We start from the raw sequence: 16,507 nt of genomic DNA, 5'->3' as shown, positions 1-16,507 counted from the left end.
TCGATATGAGCTGATCACTTGGTGCTCCTCGGCGGCGTTTGGCGGCGAGTCACGGCGTCGAGTGCGGACTGGCTGGCGTCGAGGGACGCGCGCAGCGTGGCCACCCGTTCTTCGGCGTCATGTCGGACGTGCTCGAGTTCGGCGGCGTGTGCTGCGTCGCGCCGCTCCAGGTCCTGACGCGTGGCCACCCGCTCGCGGGCGAGGTCTTCGCGCGCGTCCGCCCGAGTGGTCCGCAGTTCCTCTTGCAGCGCAGCGATATTCGATTCGAGAGCCGCCGCTCGGTCTCGTGCGGTCTGTGCCTCGGTCTCGGCGCGGGTCGCTGCCAGCGTCGCGGCCTGGACGCGTGCCTCGGCGGCATTCACCCGTCCTGTGGCGTCCTCCCGGACCTGCGCGACTTCGGCACGCGCCGCCTGCTCGGCGCTGGTCACCCGCGCCACGGCGTCTTCCCGAGCCTGGTCGATCTCTCGCCGCGCGGACTGTTCGGCAGCGTGAACCTCTTGTCGTGCTTGCTCTTTCGCCGCTTCGATGGCGGCGACGCATTCGGCGCGGACCCGCGCGATCTCGTCGGCGGCCGCACGCTCGGCCTCGGCTCGCGCGTCCTCGGACCGACGGCGTGCCTCCTCGGCGGACCGGGCCTGCTCGGCAGCTTCGGCAGCGGCGGCGGTCGCGGTCGTCGCCTCGTCGAGCGCGGCCCGGGCGGCATCGTCGGCTTCGGCCCTATCGGCTTCGGCTTCCCGCGCACGGCGCTCAGCGAGGGAGCGGAGCCGTTCGGCTTCGGCCGTCTCGGCGAGCTTGTCCGCGTTCACCTGGTCGACCTCGGCAGCGATCGCCTCGACGTCACGGGTGGTCGCAAGGTTGCGCTCCAGGTCCGCCAGAAATCCCGTCAGGGCGGCGAGACGGGCTGGTAGCTCGTCGAGCTGGTCTTGCAGGGTCAACCGCGCCATCGACACCGGACGCGCCGCCTGCGGGCCTTCCGTCGCTGTGTCGCTGTGACATTTCGTCCGCGTTGCGCCTTGTGCCGCGCCTTCCATGCGTTCGCGGCAGTGTGCAGCGGGCCGTCCGGGTCGGCCTGTTCGCAGTACTGCGTCGGTCGACCGGTGGCCGGTGTCGGGCGTGGCGGTCGGGTGCAGCCGGGGAACCGGCAGGTCGGAGCCTTCTCGCCGTCGGTCGGGGCGGCGACAGGATCGGGAGAGGTTGTCATGACGACATACTATCATATCTTTGTTTGTTTAGTTACTTTTATTGACATAATATCTGTTATCGGTAATGATTATCGTTTTAGTCGGGCGATGGCTTGAGGTTGGGCATATGCCAACTGTATTGCCATATGCCCATGCTGTTGGCTACTATCGGCGCATGGACACCGCTTCGCTTGGCGCGGGACTGTCGGCCGAGGGTCTGGCCGATCTCTCGCTGGAAGACTTGATCGCCGCGCATGGGCGGCTCGCCGCCGCCGAAGAATCGGTGAGAGCCGCGATGTACGAGCGCATCTCGAACGAACTGGAGTTCGCCGGCCACGGACGGCTAAGCGAACTCGCGCGAATCACCGGGCTGTCGCGCGAGAAGCTGCGTCAGCTCCGCCGCCCGTACTACCGCTCCATCGTCCGTCGAGACGGTGAGAGTGCCGCCTACATCAAGCAACCGAGCGACAACGTGCACCCCGATGTCGACTACCAGATCCGCGACACCGATCGCACCACGGTCCTCGCGGTGGTGCCTGGCCAGACCATCCTCGATCTCCGTCGCCGTCAACTGGCCGCGTATCTCACCGAGGATCCGCGACGGACGAATATCAGCATGGTCGACGTCGCCGAACTTCTTCCGCCCCAATCGAATCCGACTACCTGAGGAGGAACGGCGATGAGCAGGCCATACAAGCTCCCGACCTCACTGACCAACCGGCTCCAGGCTGCGGCGGAAGACCTGCGTGGGCTCGGCGAGGAGTTGCGTGACCAGTGGGACGAGCGTTCTGAGCGCTGGCAGGAGAGCGCGCGGGGAGAAGCCGTGCGGGACTGGCTCGACCAGATCGACATGGCTGCCGACGAGCTGGAAACGCTCGTCGACGACCTTCCCGAACGACCGGACGACGAACTGTGAACAAGCGACGGCTGGAACGCGGGGGGGGTGAGCAGGCAAACCCGCCGATGCTACGTCGGATGATGGCTCTTGCCGGAGTCGTGCCGGTGGGCTGACGAGCGAAGTTCTGGGGGGCCTTCGCGCCGGGCCGATTGCCGTTCCAGCGGGTGTCGTATGTCAATCATGCTGGTGTTGACGTGCTGGATCGCGGTGTGGATGATTGGTGGTGTAGCCGGTCCATTGCGGTGGATTTGGAAGTGAGCCTCGGGAGTTCCTGCCGGACGACAGGGCCCGAGGCTTCGCGCTTTCTACGGCGCGACGATTCTGATGACCTGTACGGCGACGGCTGTTTCGATCATGTCCAGGTAGCCGGGGTTTCCAGTTCGGGCGAGAGTGATCGCTCCGCACACGGCATCTGGAACCCAGAGCAAAGGGTCCTTGGGGCCTGGCACGTGGTCGATGAGCAGCTCGGACGACACAGCTTGCTTGGCGCGTTGCGCGTCGAGCAGTCGCCGGTCGCGAAGGTCGTCGGCACGACCACGGGACTCGGCGATCGCCCTCGCGACTTCCAGTTCGTCCAGTTCGAAGAGCATTCGTTCCAGGCAGTGGCGTCGCCGGCGTTCGGCCCGTTCGCCGGGGCGGCCGTCCCGAACCACGATCAGGTGCATCAGCGGAAGTTGGGCGATGGTTTCGGCGATCTTGCGCTTGCGTGCGGGCTGTTCGTCGCGCCAGTGCACTTTCGTTTGGCCGGGGAGGAGCAGGCTGGCCATGGCAGTGCGCGCGATTTCGAGTTCGGTCGGGTCGCAGAGTGCCGCCGCGAGAACGTAACAATCGGGGTCGCGTGATCGGTTGGACTGCGATTCGTCGAGGTACGCCGTCAGGCGGCGCTGCACCGTGCTCACTCGCCTACGACGGACAGATGTGGACGAGCCGTCGTGTCCGGCTTTGCGCTGGGGCGGGCGAACGGACGCTTGAGCCGGAAGGTGTACTCGGTCGTTTTGCCGGTGGGGCTGAGCCAGTTGGTGACCTCGCGGTAGGTGCGTGAGAGGACATCTCTGTCACGGAGTTCACGCAGGCCGCGGTCGAGGGTATCGGCAGAGAGGCCGTACCACGCCGGGCCCCGTTCGGTGGGCAGCTTGAAGGGTGGCTTGAGGGACAGAGCAATGAGCAGAGACGCCTTGCCGGGCAGACTCAACGTGTGGTGCCACGCGTCGTCGGCCAGCCAGTATTCGAACGATAACCGCAGGTATCCCTCTGCCGGGTAGGTGTATTCACCGCCTTGGCCGTCTTCGTGGAGTGCGGTGACGCGGGAAAGCCGGCCGGAGCGTTCCCGCTGCACGAGGTGGTAGGTCTCGTCGAGTCGTCGCCAGGCCTTCGAGACGATGGAGGCGCCGCCGTCGGCGTCCTGCCCGTGGCCGATCGCACGTCCCCAGATGCGGGCGTCGCGGGTGACGTCCCAGGGTTCGCCGCTGGCCAACGCCATGAAGAGCAGGTACAGATCGAGAGCAGTTTCGTCATGGCGCTGCACCATGAGCTGCAGTGGGCCCGGTACCGGCTTGGTTTGGGTGCCTCGCTGGACGAAGTCGCGGCGGATCGGTGCGCTGGCCTTCTTGCGCCCGCTCGCTGCGAGCAGTTCGGCGAGGGTTGCCGATTGGTCCGGCGACGGCGTGCTGATCATGCGCTTTATAGTGCCATCCAGGGCGGCAGAATGAGAACACACCGACTGCGACACGATTGCCGTGCCAGCGGGATCAATATTAGTACATCGTAGATCCGTCGGATTACAGTCGAAGCGCCATCGAACCACTACACGCCGCTGGCGGATCCAGCGGGAGCTGGCGGTGTTCCCGGCTCGGCCGGTCGACTGCGCTGCAAACCCACTCCAGCTTCCTCGGTCCGGTTGTCGCCTTCGTGCGTTCAGTGCGGGGGGCCCCGAACCCTCATGCTCTATGAAACACATTGTGTAGCAGGGAGTTTGCGATTCTTGTCTGTCGGGTAGTGTGCGCTCGCAAGCAACCGGAGAAGGAGCGGCGGCGCCATAACAGAACATCTCGATGAAGTCAACGAAATATGTTGCGGCACAACAGCTTTCGGTATAGACTGGTCATATCAGGACGAGACGATCGCTAGCCGGGAGGGGTTGGACATGGTCACGATGACGATGAATCTGTGGAACGAGGAGACGGGCTACTTCGAGCCGGGAGAGGCGCAAACCTATCGGACCGTGACGGCCGCGCTCGCCGATGCGCAGGCCGTTGTCCGCACCATCGACGGTGCCAGGTTGGACCTGGAACTTCCTGTCGCAGGGGGGATTTCGCTGGACGTGATGGTGCCGTCGGCCGAGTTCGGGGACGGGCGGATGGTCGAGCGGGTCTTCTCGATTCACGAGAACGTATGAGCTGGTGGCGGTGGGGTGAGACAACGCCGTCTCCCCCACCGCCGCAACACCATTCGAACATCGAAACCATGTAGAGAGCGAAGGAAAATGACGATCACCGTGTACACCAAACCGGCGTGTGTGCAGTGCACCGCGACGTTCCGGGCGCTCGACAAGGCCGGGATCGCGTTCGAGACCGTCGACCTGTCCGTCGACCGGGACGCCCTCGACTACGTCATGGCGCTCGGCTACCTACAGGCGCCCGTCGTCATCGTCGGCGACGACGATCACTGGGCGGGGTATCGGCCCGAGCGCATTCGCACGATCGCCGCCTGAACGTAGCAGCGCCACAACCTTATTCGCTGAAGAAGGAGCAAGCGATGACACTGTTGACATTCCACCCCGGCAGGCTCGGAGACCTACGCCCACCTGTGGCCGGCCTCCCGCCGCACCTGAGCGACACCCACTGGCTCCTGAACAACGCGATCGAGCACGACGTCGTCACCATCGACCCCGCTTACGCCGACGACCAGCCGACGTTCGGTGTCAAGTTCGAGGATGGATGGCGACACGAGGGTGAGCTGTGGATCGTCTATGCCGCGGTCCCGCCGATGGTCACCACCGACGTGCAGACCGACTACCCCGACGACTTCGACGACCTCGACGAGCACGCGCAGCAGACGTTTCCGTCGTCCCTTCCTGCTCCGTCCGATCGTGCCGCTTGCTTGGAATGGCTGGTCGCCGAATTCAATACGCTGCACGCCCGGACCCTGGACCTCGCGGCCAAACTCATCGCGACGGCAGGGTAACCGCAGAATCCGCCCTCAGCGGTCATTGCGCAGTCGTGCGCTGCGTCGCCCTTTCGCGCTTGCGGCGTTGGCTCCTCGATATGGCATGGCCCGGAACAATGAGTTCCCACAGTTCGAGACCGAACGCGCCCGCGATCGCTCCAGCTTGTTCGACGTCTAGTACGGATTGGCTGTTGAGAATCTTGCTGAGGGTCGTTTCTGGCACCCCTGACAGTTGCGCCAGCCTTGACTGGTTGATTTCGACCATCGCCATTTCGGTACGGATGCGGTCGACCATGTGCGCGTGTGCACGTCCGATGGTGCGGCTTCCGCTCGGCATCCTCGTGCCTCCTAGTCGCTGCAGTCGGCCTCGTCGGCGAGGACGAGACCATCCATGGGAGTGTGGAATTCGTAGGCTCCGGGCACTTTGCGCTCCGAGAGCACGGATGCCTGCCCCTCGTCGATCGCGACGATCAGGAAGACGCTCACGCCGCGCGCGTGGAGCTTGACCCGGTCCCCGACTTGCATAACTCTCAATCCCCGTTTCGGCCTGTGTTGCGGCTTACGACGCGAGACAACACTTCCACGTGACCGTGGCGTCATACGAGAAACTCGACAATCGCAGGTACACCCCAGACCGCGAGAGCGATCATTCCAACGAGAACCATCATGGCGATTGCGAGGCGCACTGCGTGTTCGCGGACTCGACGTAAGCTGGCTTCAGCTCGAAACGCCTTCTCCAATTCGATCAGCGCCCAGTCCTGTTCCGTGAAGTCGCTCGTGTTGCCTGCCACGTACTCGGGCCATATGGCCTCAAGCCTGGCGACGGACTTCTCATGACGCTGGAACCTCTGGCGCAGATCCTCCTGCCGGTGGCCGCGGCCGTGTCCGGTGATGTTGTCGCTTGCGCTCATTGCGATCCCCCCCTATCTCTGTGGGTGTCCTTCTTCTGGTTCCTATCACCAGGTACCGACAAGAGGTCGACGCTTGCTCCGTGAGGTTCTATCCCGTCTCGGGGGTGTTTTCGGGGAGCGAGCGCCAAACCTCGGTCACCATTGCCTCAGTACGCGCGCTCGTGCTCCGAGCGCTGACATGGTCGATGTCAGCCTGCGTCAACTCCTCGGGAGGTTCCAGCTCATGCCTGCCGAAGCGCACGCGGATCGGCTGCGCGGTATGGATCATGATGCGCGAACGATCGGGCCGTAGTACACGACCGGCAGGCCGGTACCGCTGCAACTGATCCAAACATCGCTACCCGGTGGGAACTGGTCGAACCTCAGGGTTGTCGGGCCCAGAGCGTACTGGTAGTAGGCCGGCGCATATCCCACGAGAGGCCAAGCGAAGCTCAGCGCCTGGCAGTTCCACCACTCCCCTGCTGGGATTTCCACCGTGATGCCGTGATTGGGGTCGGGTGCCGCGATAGGAGCAGCGGAAGCCGCTCCGGTCCCCCACAATGCGCCCGCCGCGATCGCCGCCGCGGCCATGGTGACCGCTCGTGCCGTTCGTTTCATCGGAAATCTCCCTCTTGCCTCGCAGAATACGATCTGAGCGACGCTGCCAAACGGTCTAGGCCGACAGCGCGGCGAGGCGATAGACCGGTTGCGGTTGCGTGCGAATCACCACCCCGAACCCCCAGGCTATGGGACGTTTCGTGATAAACCGCCGATTTTTGCAGGCTACTTCTCAGGTCGGAGGTCTATGAATCGATCGTGAGGTGGGGTATGGAGCGGGAGCCCTGGCGACGATATGAGTTCCGCGAGGTACTCGAGCTGACCGGATAGATTGGCCTCGATCTCGTCGAGTTCGATGGTCGGTGCTGGCAGTGCATCGTGGTCCGCTTGCGCGCCTGCGACTATTCGATCCCGTAGGTCAAGTGCTGCGGGTGCCGACCCTGTCAATGTCAAAGCGAGATCGCGATTCGCGAGGACCGCCTTGATCTGGACCAGGGCGAGATAGTAGGCGCGCAGCGTGGCGATCCGCTCGGCAATTGCTTGAGCGGCCTGGTTGTAGCTGGCGCGGCGGTCATTCGCAGCGGAAACTAGCAGATCAGTCGCTCCCGACCGGTCACGGTGGTCAACGTCGCCGCCGAGCATCACCTGTAGCTGGTGCAGGTCGGCGCACGAGCTGAGGATATGGAATCGCTCGCGAGCCAGGTCGACTCGTACGCGCTGCAGATCGAGCTCTGCGGCTTTCCACGCGCTGCTTCGGGCGATGTCGTCGATGACGTCGATGCAGGTAGCAGCCAATCCTTGCGCCACGCCCGCGGACGCTGCATCACTCCGCGCCCATTTGCTCGGGGTGTCGGCTGAGGCGCGCGTGCGCTGCTTTCGGGCCAACCTGGACCACCCCCGTGTGCGTGTCGGGCCCGATGGCTTGTCGCGGGCGGGAAGTCCCGCGACCATGATCCCGACGTATCCGACGGGCACAGCCCGTCTCGAATAGCGCTCCGCCGACGCCGTCACCCATTCCTGGCACCGATTGGTGTCGCTGACGCGTTCGCTCATTTGCTCTGCCGTTTCTCTCTTCGTGCCGCGCTTCCCCCCTCCGCCGGAGGTTGGGAGCCTCATCTTCCTGAGGGAGGTCTAGCCACCTCCCGCGCGCGGACCGTTCAATGAAGGGTCCTCATTTGGTGTAACCACAAACCGGTACACACAACCCCCTGGAAACTGACCAGGGGAGAATTCTCCCCCGCTCTCAGACCGGCGCTGTCAAACGGCTTGTCCGCGACCCGATTCGAATCAACGGCTGGTCTTCCGACATAGCCTCCGATGCAGGTTCAGCGGTCGATTTCGCCGTCCGCACGCGCCGACGGCGTGGTGGTCCGTCCGTCGATGTCTTGTCGAGTCGAGGCTCCCGCTCGAACTCGCCCACCGGCTCGGCCTTGACGTCGTCGACAGTGGCGGCGATTTGCTCACTAACCCTTTCCTGCGCGTCCAAATGACGAGGAAGAATCGACGCTTGTGGCTCGACTTCGCTGACCTGAAGGGCTGCAATGTGTGGGCGCACCATTGGCAGGATGTCGGAAGAAATTGAGTCTGCGACATCGGCGCCGACGACGTCGCTGGGAACGGTCTCGGCGACGGGTGTAGCCAGCCGCGACAGGCCGAAGATCGCGACCGTTGCAAGAGTGATACCGCCATCGACGGCGGCGGGCCACATCCAGGCCCGACTCGGCTGGATGCCGGCGACCTGTGCGAGGTCTGACAAGGCGTCGAAGCTCAGGATGAAGGCAAGAACACCGAGGCCGAGGGTGAGAGTGGCGGCGATGACCAGACTGACCGATGTTCGGCGCAGCTTCACCAGCATGGCAACCCCGTGTGTGGCCGCAAGGAGCACCACGGGCGGCACCACAGCGACCAGGCCAGCGACGACCGTGGCGGCGGGCGGTGCAGCCATCACAGCGTGCGTGGCGTTGCCTGCGATCGAAACTGCTGACGAGAGAAGGAGCCAGGCCCAAAAGAACCTCAGTGCGTCACGAATCTCCCGATCGATCTCGCGAGTGGATGGCACGTTTCGTTGCTCTTTTCGCTGCGAAGGGAGGGGAAGCTACTTGAGAAGTTCTTCGAGGGACGCCGGGTCGAGCTGGTTTTCGGCCCTCTTTTCAGCAGCCTCGATCACCTCGCGTAGGACAGGTGCCGGGATACCGGCATCCCGCGCTGCCCGAATGGACCGGGCGAGTGCGTCCTCGCGCACCGCTAGCTTCCTGCTCTGTGCTGCCCACGCCAGCGCAGCGTCGGAGACCGCTTTCGCGGCGAGGTAGTCGGCCGTAGGGCCGACTGGGCGGGTAGGCCGCTCAGGCATGCGCGGTTGACCGGGCTGCGAAAGCGGGCTGGCAAGCTCGGGAGCCGCAGCCGTCGCGGTCGACTTCTGACGCGCTGGCTGGGTGGTCGAGGGCACGACAGCCAGATTCGGCGGCTCCGGGACTGCGGTACCGGACTCGGGGCGGCGGTGAGGCGGAGGAGCCGAGTAGTGCTGACGGGATCGCTTCGCTGCCGCGGCATCCCGTTTCATCGCATCCAGTCCATCAGACAATCTTCTTCCCCACCTCTCGTGCCACCGCCGTCAGCGCGGTTTGAATCTTCTGGGATCGAGCCGAAACCCTGCTCGACAGAAGGGCAGTCCGCGCGACACGGCGCGGAACCCATGACGCGTCCGGGATCGGGGTGGCGACGTCGATGCCGTGTTCGACCACGATCGTTTCGAGCCGCGAAAGTTGCCGCGCTGGCGGTACTTTCGGCACCTTGTTCGGCGCTACAAAGAGCGGGTAGCCGGCGAACTGGCGGCACCACCCGGCGAGTGCGTCCAGCTCTCGCTCCCCCAGAATGACCGGAGTGACGATGCAGTCTGCAGCAGCCATTGCCCCGAATGCGCTGTCGCCGTCGCCGGGGTGGCAATCCACAACGAGGGTGCGACCGAGTTCCTCAGCCCACTGCCGCAACGCATCTCGCATCGTCTCCGCCGATGGCTGATTCGGCCCGAACTCGGGGCCAGCCGGGACGAGGTCAGGTTTCGATCGGCCAGTGATCGGGCGTGGCGGGCGCCCGGCTTCCAACGCGTCAAGCAGGGGTGACCGGACGCGCTGCTCGTGAAACCAGCCGAGCGCGCGCGAGACGCTTCCGTCGTTCCAGTCGAGGTCTATCAGTACGGCATCCAGCGCGTAGGCGATCTCGGTCGCTTCGAAGGTCTTCCCGACCCCGCCCTTTGCGGATGCGACGGTGATGACTCGTCCGACGAGGTTGGCCCTCCCCCACTCTCGCAGCTCGGCTACGTGCTGAGCTACCAGGTCCGCTACAGGCGTCGTCATGTGAGCACCCTAGCACGCGCGCCCGAGTGCGAGTGCCAGCGAACGCGCGAGCGCGTTCGAGAATGCGGGTGCTGGCGTGCGGGTGCTGGCGTGCRGGTGCTGGCGTGCGGGTGCTGGCGTGCGGGTGCTGGCGTGCGGGTGCTGGCGTGCGGGTGCTGGCGTGCGGGTGCTGGCGTGCGGGTGCTGGCGTGCGGGTGCTGGCGTGCGGGTGCTGGCGTGCGGGTGCTGGCGYGCGGGTGCTGGCGTGCGGGTGCTGGCGYGCGGGTGCTGGCGTGCGGGTGCTGGCGCGCGGGTGCTGGCGTGCGGGTGCTGGCGCGCGGGTGCTGGCGTGCGGGTGCTGGCGCGCGAAGTGCGGGGGAGCGCGCGCGCGCACGCGCGTGCGCATAAAACGTGAGCTTTCGCAATAGCCTTTGACGTGCACAAAGAGACGCCTGCGTGGAATCCTTAACCCCTGTGAGGCGTGAGATGGGACTGAGTGCGCAAGGACAGCGACGCACCGTTGAAGCTGTCGTCGCCAAAACCGGGCTGGGCGAGTGGACGGTCACGGTGGAAGGAAAATCAGCGGCCGGGCGATTGCGCGAGATCGCCGACCTAGCGGAAACGCTCGTTGCGCCTGACGCAATTGTGACGCTTGTTTGGCCCGCCGACCTCGCTGATCATCTTGCCCAAGTAGCGCTGAACGACGCTGCTTACGCGCGGGCGCAACAGGAGGCGACCGCAGCGCGGGTGGCGCTCGCGGCGTATCTCCGCGGTCCTGTCGATGATCCACACGAGACCGTCGCCGACATCGGTTCAGTCATGGGCCTGAGTCATCAACGCGTGAGTGCGCTCCTGCAGCTCCGCGATCAATGACTCGACGAGCGCCGAACGACGCCGCGACCGCCGCGCGTGTTCATGTACTGCACGACGTCCGCAGTCCGGTACAGCCGCCGTCGACCGCGATCCTCGAACTGGCATTGTTCGTCCAAGGCCGCACGGTATTGGCTTACCGTGCGGCCGTCTACGCCCAACAGTCTGGCGATCGCGCCAAGCGTACGAAAGTCGTCTGGGCCAGTGGGTAGGACGACCTGATGCGGTTGTCGCCGTTCTTCCCAGCGCCGTAGAAACGCATCAAGGCGGTCGCGGTCGTACTCGCCGGCTGGACGTCCAACGCCCGCGAGATTGCGGACCCCGAGTGGTTCGGGAAAGTCGTCTCGTGACATCCAGTGGTTCCGAATCGTGTGGAGACTCAGCCCGTTCGCCGCCGCCCACTCTGCCAATGTCACACCGTCCACACGCCCATTCTCTCTACTCGACGGCACTCGTCGCATGTCGGCAGGTAACCCCAGAGTGGGTGTTCCAGCACGCCAGTCGCATAGTGGCGGCTAGTTACAAGCGGCCAGCCGCAGATCACACGAGGCCATCCACTCGCCTGGAAGGTCGCCATCGCCGCGAGGACAGCGGCTTCGAGATCCGGCCCGTCACGCATGACCAGAGGTTCCGCGGCGAAGGCAATGTCATCGTGAATCGACACACACCAGTAGTCCACGTCCGCGCCAGCGGTTGCGGTGAGATATTCACCGTCAGTCACCAGCAGGGACGCGTTGTTGCTGTTGCCAGCCGCGCCGAGTGTGACAGCGATCGCGTGACAGGTTCCGCCCGTGCATTCGATCCGTGCCTCGCGGTCGGTGAGTCTCGACACCATCGCGATCTCGGGACCGAATCGCTCGGTCAAAGAATGACTGTTCATCCACTTCCGTCCTTAACATCGTTGAGTGAAACCTGTTGTGGAGATGGACTTTCCAGGGGCCGGGGAGGTTGTCGGGTGGAATGCCACCCCGGCCAGGGGGGTTATGCCGCGATCGGCAACGGCCAACGTTCGATGTCCTCACCGGTGATTGCCTCAACGAGGGCTGACACGATGATTTCCGCCACCGGAGGGGTGACCGCATTGCCGTACTGACGCACACGCTGACGCTTGGTCCCGAGCACGACATAGTTCGTCCCGAAAGCCATCGCTCGCCCGATCTCGTGGGGCTCCAGCATCCGGAACAAGACGTCGTCGATGTCAAATGCGGGCCATGCGGCGGCGGTCAGTAGCGACTGGTGACCGGCAGTGGTGACCGCGCGGGCGGGTTCGAGAACCGGTGTTGTGTGGCGGGCAGGATGCCCTCCCCGGACGCCGTTATTGCGCATTAGCAATGCATGGCGGTCGATCGCGGTGACGGTCGCGAGCGGCTCGTCAGCGGGGCGTGTGAGCCCTTTTCCGTTGTAGGTGGTCACGAGCGCGTGGTGGTTGCCACTCGCAGTGACCGTGGCCAAGGGGTCGCTCACGAGCCGCGCGTCGGAGCTACCGCCGCGCAGCTCCGTGATGAACGCGGGTGCCGCGACGAGTGCGTGGTTCGCGCCGTCGGCCACGACCGTGTTGAGCGGCTCGACGCGGGGGTCGAGGTCACGGATGCGGTCGCGGAACTGGGTCACGAACGGGGGAAACGCGAGGCCGTCGCTTTCCCGCGTTGTCCGGGTGGGCAGGGGATCGGCGAGCGATCCGGCAGCATCGCGCCAGGTTCCGCCGCACGGGACCACTAGACCGGTTTCCGCTCGGGTGGTCATGGTGCGAACCGGCTGCGTGGCGGGTGCGGCTTGCTTGCCTTCCCGGCCTTCCACCGGAACGACCAGGGCCTCGGCTCGGACCGTCCAGTAGCGATCGATCCCGGCGCGGATGCGGTCCATGGTTTTCGCGGCGAGCGGACGCTCGCGGTCACCGATCCTCGTACCTTCCAGCGTCCAGTCGATCGCTTCCATGGCAGGCATCGCAGGCGGCTCGAGGATGGCGTTCCGGCACGAAACTCGGGGGCACCGGTAGACGTACGCCTGACGGTATCGGCCCATGTCGGCACCGTCACGCTTGAAGACCTGGATGGCAGACACCCACTCCTCGCACGCTTCGCAGAAGGCCCTGGGGCGCAGCCACTTGTCCCAGTCGGGCTGACGGCCGAGGGACTTGTCCCAGTACGCGACGTAGAGCCTGTCACGGCTTTGCGGGGCGGCCATCGTCCGTCCTGGCTGGGCGTGCATGCTGTTGATCGCGATGACGCGGGTGTGGTACCCGAGGGAGCGAATCTCGCCGATCCAGCGGTCCCATTGGTCCCACGCGCGCACCTCGACGACGTTCTCGACGACACCGGCTCGGACGCGGCCGCCGCGTGCGATCACGCCCCGTAGGTACATCGGTACTTCTTCCATCAAGGCGCGCGAGCGGTCGGCTTCTTCATCGCGTGGGGTGTCGAAGAGGTCGCCCTGCATGGTGTTGTCGTAGTCGCGCTTCTTCCCGCGAGCTCCAGACCATTGCGGGCATTCCGGCGACGCCCAGAAGAGGTCGGCGACAGGCCACTTTTCGACCGGCGCCAGACGGATGTCGCCGAGGTAGTGGTCGGTATGCGGAAAGTTGGCGGCGTGGCTTTCGATCGCCTTGTCCCAGTGGTTTGCAGCGCGCGACACCCGCACGCCGGGGATAGCGTCCACACCTTGCGAGCTTCCGCCAGCCCCGCAGAACCAGTCCATCAAATCCAGCATTTCCCTTGCCCTTTCGCGCCCTTGTCCTATTAATCACCAGATTACCCGTTTTGTGGCATTGCGCGCAAGCCTTGAATTAATATTTTGCAATAGCCTATTGCGAACTAGTGTTTACGCGTGGCAAGGTGCAGGGGAGAGGGGTGTCGAAAGACGCGCCGGGCGCGCCTTACGTCCAGAAGGGGTTGAACTTGTGAACTTGTATGACGAATCGGGTCGCTGTCACTGCTGTCTGGAGGGGTTTGGCGACGCCCATCCGACCGACTGCCTCGCTGTGGCCGATGAGCTTGGCGCCGAGACCGAGGCGGCATGATGGGCCCGCAGCTCGACCTGTTCGCGGAGCTGGAGCGATCGGAACGGGAAGCCAACGAGGCCAACGGAATTCCATCCCTCTTCGGAAGTCCCGCTCGGGGGCTCGTCGCGCGGCAGGATGAGTTCGAGGAATGGCAGCGAACCTACGGATCGTTTGCCAGCCTGTGTGATTCGCACGCGTGGGTTGTGGAGTGGACCGCACCGAGCGCGGTGACCGACACGTGTCAGGCCACCGTCCTCCATGCAGATCTTCGGTGCGACCACGACGAGCCCTGCTACTGCGTCGGAGATCTCGTCTGCCGGGGAGCATGCACAGGGTGCGCCTGGGAGGGTGGCGCTGTACGCGCGTCCGAGGACGACGCCGTCGCTGACGCGCTCGACCACTGCTTCCCCGGTTGGCGGCAAAGTCCAATCGTCGTCAGCCAGAAGGGTCGGGGAGAGGTCACGCAACACCCCACGCGCCCCGATGGGTGGCCCATCATCGTTGAGCGGGGTCCAGGTGCAGGACGTCGACCCGTCCCCGGCCGCTCTCCCTGGGGCGGCTACGACGTCGATAGCAGCATCCTTATGCGGATGGACCGATAGACTCGTCATCGCGGCTCCAGGGCCGTGCAAGAGAAGAAACGGCAAATTCTTCGAGAAAGATCGTCACGCGGGCTCGGCGTGTGCAGGTCCAACGGGCGTGCACGTTAATCCGCCCCGATCGGTGTGACGACGGGGTGATTCGATGACTGAACAACAACAGCTTGGTGGACCGTCGGCCCGCCAACCGCTCTTACCGCGATGGATCGTCGTGACCGACAGGTGCACGCGATATTGGGTGTACGAGGGCCAATTTCGGCGCCACTGCGCGATCTTCGCTCACGGTTCTCCGACGCGTTACGTCGGACTGCTCTACGACAGGCTTACCGAGCTGGGGCCGTTCGAGACGCTTCCGGAGGCGCAGCTCAAGGTTGAGATCGCCTGGGCAGAGGGGCTCGGGCGAGGATGGCTGTGATGTCGCCGTCGTTCGACCGCGTGCGCGATGCATTCGAAGCGGTCGCGGGGCCAGGGAAGCAGTCGGGGCAGTGGATGACGTTCCAATGCCCATGTCACGACGATCACCATGCAAGCGCGGCGATCGCACACAACCAATCCGGAGGTCGCACGGTAGTCCGATGCTTCGCCGGGTGTGATGACCGAGACATCCTCGATCGGTTGGGCCTCAAGGTCGTAGACCTCTTCGACGAGCCGATGCGACGCGAAGCCCCACTAAGTGCAAGCGAACGCGCAGTGCGGAAACGAGCGGGCGAGCGAGCACGCGCTGAAGCCGAGCAGCGGCGCGAGGCAACCCGTGCCGACATGGCGCGCCGACGAGCTGAACTGGAACGCCAGCGCGGGGATCAACTCGGCGAGCCGGAATTTGTACGGGCATATCTGTACGAGCGAGCCGACGGGACCCCTGCGGGATCAGTCGTCCGGTACGTCACACACTACGAGCACCTCGACGTGAAGACGTTCCGCCAGTTCCGCTGGGACAAAACCCGCAAACGGTATGCGCCACAAGGGTTTGACCCCGTCCTCTACCACTTGCCTGAAGTACGGGCTGCCGTCGAGGCACGAACCACCATCGTCCTCGTCGAAGGAGAGAAGGACGCCGACCGGGCGCGTGCGCTCGGCGCGACGGCCACCTGCAACGCCATGGGCGCGGGCAGCTTCACCCAAGCCCACGTTGACCAGCTCGCCGGCGCCGAGCGCGTCGTGATCGTCACAGACCGTGACGAGCCGGGGTATCGGCATGCCCAGACGGTGCGCGAAATGCTTTCCGGCGCAGTAGGTGCCGTCTATGTCGTGCAGGCGTTGACGGGGAAAGACCTTTCCGACCACCTCGACGCCGGGCACCCGTTCGAGGACCTCGAACCAGTCGATCCCGAAGCAGAGCTTGCGGCGAAACGGGTTTGCACCGTCAAAGACGTCATGCGCGCGACCAGTCCTCATGCGCGGCCGCAGCCGCCTACGCACCCACCGCCGCCGACCGCGATGAGCGCGACCGCCGCACAGGTGGCCAGCCGTTCCCCAGCTCAAGAGAAGGATGAGGTGGCACGATGATCCCCTACCGAACCGGCACATCGAACGGGAAATCAGCCAGTCGTAACACCAAACTGGCCACGGGCATCAGGGCGCTATTGCTTGCGCTGGGACTGCTTCTGATTGCGGTCGGGTTGGGTCTAGAGACGTTCGCGTTGTTCGTCCATTTTGACCATTTCGACCCACTATCGTGCGCGGTCGCCATTCCGGACCCCACCGGGCGTGGCGCTCTACAAGGGGCTGCCTACTGCCCGTCAGCACCAAATTTCGAGTATTTCGTACTGGGTAGCGGAGTGTGCGTCCTGGCTGGCGCCGTCTTCCTTGAGAAGTGGCGCCGATCGACGCCTTAGTACTCCGTCCCAACCGGGCGGCGCGCCGATTTAGTACACCGAGAGTTGCCCTACTGTCGATTTGCTATCAACTGTGTAATGGGGTAGTGCGCCCAAAACCACAGAGAAGAAACGGCAAATTCGTCTCATGGCAACAGATGACCAGCGTGAGCTGGGTATTTTCGGTGACTCAGGCAACGAT

At 64.7% G+C, this 16,507-nt stretch carries 24 protein-coding genes; 10 read left to right on the top strand and 14 right to left on the bottom strand.

Features of this window, described 5'->3' with window-relative positions; all coding sequences use genetic code 11:
• Window positions 1–14 precede the first annotated feature (14 nt).
• On the bottom strand, window positions 15–944 hold the full coding sequence (locus tag FOS14_RS19690; RefSeq protein ID WP_143772533.1) for a hypothetical protein: 930 nt from the start codon (window positions 942–944) through the stop codon (window positions 15–17).
• Complete coding sequence (locus FOS14_RS19685; RefSeq protein WP_143772532.1) at window positions 932–1,201, bottom strand: hypothetical protein; 270 nt, start codon at window positions 1,199–1,201, stop codon at window positions 932–934. The genes FOS14_RS19690 and FOS14_RS19685 overlap by 13 nt, the downstream gene beginning before the upstream one ends.
• A gap of 155 nt (window positions 1,202–1,356) precedes the next feature.
• Here FOS14_RS19685 and FOS14_RS19680 point away from each other — a divergent pair, with 155 nt between their 5' ends.
• Entirely contained in the window at window positions 1,357–1,848 is a 492-nt protein-coding gene (locus tag FOS14_RS19680) for a hypothetical protein (protein ID WP_143772531.1), read from the top strand.
• 12 nt (window positions 1,849–1,860) lie between these two features.
• On the top strand, window positions 1,861–2,097 hold the full coding sequence (locus FOS14_RS19675) for a hypothetical protein (RefSeq protein ID WP_143772530.1): 237 nt from the start codon (window positions 1,861–1,863) through the stop codon (window positions 2,095–2,097).
• A 287-nt stretch (window positions 2,098–2,384) separates the two neighbouring features.
• Here FOS14_RS19675 and FOS14_RS19670 read toward each other — a convergent pair whose 3' ends face one another.
• On the bottom strand, window positions 2,385–2,978 hold the full coding sequence (locus FOS14_RS19670; RefSeq protein WP_143772529.1) for a hypothetical protein: 594 nt from the start codon (window positions 2,976–2,978) through the stop codon (window positions 2,385–2,387).
• Window positions 2,975–3,754 carry a hypothetical protein gene (locus FOS14_RS19665; RefSeq protein WP_143772528.1) on the bottom strand — a complete coding sequence of 260 codons (780 nt, stop codon included), beginning with the start codon at window positions 3,752–3,754 and terminating at the stop codon, window positions 2,975–2,977. The genes FOS14_RS19670 and FOS14_RS19665 overlap by 4 nt, the downstream gene beginning before the upstream one ends.
• Window positions 3,755–4,222: 468 nt before the next feature.
• Here FOS14_RS19665 and FOS14_RS19660 point away from each other — a divergent pair, with 468 nt between their 5' ends.
• From FOS14_RS19660 to FOS14_RS19650, 3 genes are all read left to right on the top strand, one after another.
• Window positions 4,223–4,474 carry a hypothetical protein gene (locus tag FOS14_RS19660; protein ID WP_143772527.1) on the top strand — a complete coding sequence of 84 codons (252 nt, stop codon included), beginning with the start codon at window positions 4,223–4,225 and terminating at the stop codon, window positions 4,472–4,474.
• 87 nt (window positions 4,475–4,561) lie between these two features.
• Window positions 4,562–4,789: a glutaredoxin-like protein NrdH gene (gene nrdH, locus FOS14_RS19655; RefSeq protein ID WP_143772526.1), complete on the top strand. Its 228-nt coding sequence runs from the start codon at window positions 4,562–4,564 to the stop codon at window positions 4,787–4,789.
• 44 nt (window positions 4,790–4,833) lie between these two features.
• Entirely contained in the window at window positions 4,834–5,262 is a 429-nt protein-coding gene (locus tag FOS14_RS19650) for a hypothetical protein (RefSeq protein ID WP_143772525.1), read from the top strand.
• Window positions 5,263–5,284: 22 nt separating this feature from the next.
• Here FOS14_RS19650 and FOS14_RS19645 read toward each other — a convergent pair whose 3' ends face one another.
• The 8 genes from FOS14_RS19645 to FOS14_RS19615 all read right to left on the bottom strand — a co-directional run bounded on the left by FOS14_RS19645 (window position 5,285) and on the right by FOS14_RS19615 (window position 10,045).
• On the bottom strand, window positions 5,285–5,539 hold the full coding sequence (locus FOS14_RS19645) for a helix-turn-helix domain-containing protein (RefSeq protein WP_185981852.1): 255 nt from the start codon (window positions 5,537–5,539) through the stop codon (window positions 5,285–5,287).
• A 53-nt stretch (window positions 5,540–5,592) separates the two neighbouring features.
• On the bottom strand, window positions 5,593–5,769 hold the full coding sequence (locus tag FOS14_RS24830) for a hypothetical protein (protein WP_185981851.1): 177 nt from the start codon (window positions 5,767–5,769) through the stop codon (window positions 5,593–5,595).
• Window positions 5,770–5,840: 71 nt separating this feature from the next.
• Window positions 5,841–6,155, bottom strand: coding sequence for a hypothetical protein (locus FOS14_RS19640; RefSeq protein ID WP_143772523.1), 315 nt, complete (start codon window positions 6,153–6,155; stop codon window positions 5,841–5,843).
• Between the two features lie 264 nt (window positions 6,156–6,419).
• Entirely contained in the window at window positions 6,420–6,752 is a 333-nt protein-coding gene (locus tag FOS14_RS19635; protein ID WP_143772522.1) for a hypothetical protein, read from the bottom strand.
• Window positions 6,753–6,917: 165 nt separating this feature from the next.
• Window positions 6,918–7,745 carry a hypothetical protein gene (locus FOS14_RS19630; RefSeq protein WP_143772521.1) on the bottom strand — a complete coding sequence of 276 codons (828 nt, stop codon included), beginning with the start codon at window positions 7,743–7,745 and terminating at the stop codon, window positions 6,918–6,920.
• 190 nt (window positions 7,746–7,935) lie between these two features.
• Window positions 7,936–8,637 carry a DUF2637 domain-containing protein gene (locus FOS14_RS19625; RefSeq protein ID WP_221936743.1) on the bottom strand — a complete coding sequence of 234 codons (702 nt, stop codon included), beginning with the start codon at window positions 8,635–8,637 and terminating at the stop codon, window positions 7,936–7,938.
• A 150-nt stretch (window positions 8,638–8,787) separates the two neighbouring features.
• A complete protein-coding gene (locus tag FOS14_RS19620; protein WP_143772520.1) occupies window positions 8,788–9,138 on the bottom strand; it encodes a hypothetical protein in 351 nt (116 codons plus the stop codon).
• 127 nt (window positions 9,139–9,265) lie between these two features.
• Window positions 9,266–10,045, bottom strand: a complete 780-nt coding sequence (locus tag FOS14_RS19615) for a ParA family protein (protein WP_143772519.1) — start codon at window positions 10,043–10,045, stop codon at window positions 9,266–9,268.
• Between the two features lie 465 nt (window positions 10,046–10,510).
• Here FOS14_RS19615 and FOS14_RS19610 point away from each other — a divergent pair, with 465 nt between their 5' ends.
• Window positions 10,511–10,897 (top strand): hypothetical protein, encoded by a 387-nt coding sequence (locus FOS14_RS19610; protein ID WP_143772518.1) that lies wholly within the window; start codon window positions 10,511–10,513, stop codon window positions 10,895–10,897.
• Window positions 10,894–11,106 carry a hypothetical protein gene (locus tag FOS14_RS19605; protein ID WP_143772517.1) on the top strand — a complete coding sequence of 71 codons (213 nt, stop codon included), beginning with the start codon at window positions 10,894–10,896 and terminating at the stop codon, window positions 11,104–11,106. The genes FOS14_RS19610 and FOS14_RS19605 overlap by 4 nt, the downstream gene beginning before the upstream one ends.
• A 200-nt stretch (window positions 11,107–11,306) precedes the next feature.
• Here FOS14_RS19605 and FOS14_RS19600 read toward each other — a convergent pair whose 3' ends face one another.
• The gene (locus tag FOS14_RS19600) at window positions 11,307–11,774 is read right to left on the bottom strand and encodes a hypothetical protein (RefSeq protein ID WP_143772516.1); all 468 of its coding nucleotides are present in this window, start codon (window positions 11,772–11,774) and stop codon (window positions 11,307–11,309) included.
• A gap of 101 nt (window positions 11,775–11,875) precedes the next feature.
• Window positions 11,876–13,600, bottom strand: a complete 1,725-nt coding sequence (locus FOS14_RS19595) for a DNA cytosine methyltransferase (RefSeq protein WP_143772515.1) — start codon at window positions 13,598–13,600, stop codon at window positions 11,876–11,878.
• A gap of 306 nt (window positions 13,601–13,906) precedes the next feature.
• On the opposite strand from FOS14_RS19595, the gene FOS14_RS25565 reads away from it, so the two are divergent.
• The 3 genes from FOS14_RS25565 (at window position 13,907) to FOS14_RS19585 (ending at window position 15,997) form a co-directional block, all read left to right on the top strand.
• Complete coding sequence (locus tag FOS14_RS25565) at window positions 13,907–14,494, top strand: DUF6349 family protein (protein ID WP_221936742.1); 588 nt, start codon at window positions 13,907–13,909, stop codon at window positions 14,492–14,494.
• 142 nt (window positions 14,495–14,636) lie between these two features.
• On the top strand, window positions 14,637–14,906 hold the full coding sequence (locus tag FOS14_RS19590) for a hypothetical protein (RefSeq protein ID WP_143772514.1): 270 nt from the start codon (window positions 14,637–14,639) through the stop codon (window positions 14,904–14,906).
• Window positions 14,907–15,106: 200 nt separating this feature from the next.
• Window positions 15,107–15,997: a toprim domain-containing protein gene (locus FOS14_RS19585; protein WP_185981850.1), complete on the top strand. Its 891-nt coding sequence runs from the start codon at window positions 15,107–15,109 to the stop codon at window positions 15,995–15,997.
• The last annotated feature ends 510 nt before the right edge of the window (window positions 15,998–16,507 follow it).

The organism is Skermania sp. ID1734, assembly GCF_007489285.1.
Taxonomy (GTDB): domain Bacteria; phylum Actinomycetota; class Actinomycetes; order Mycobacteriales; family Mycobacteriaceae; genus ID1734.
This window is presented reverse-complemented; position numbering and strand designations above follow the sequence as displayed.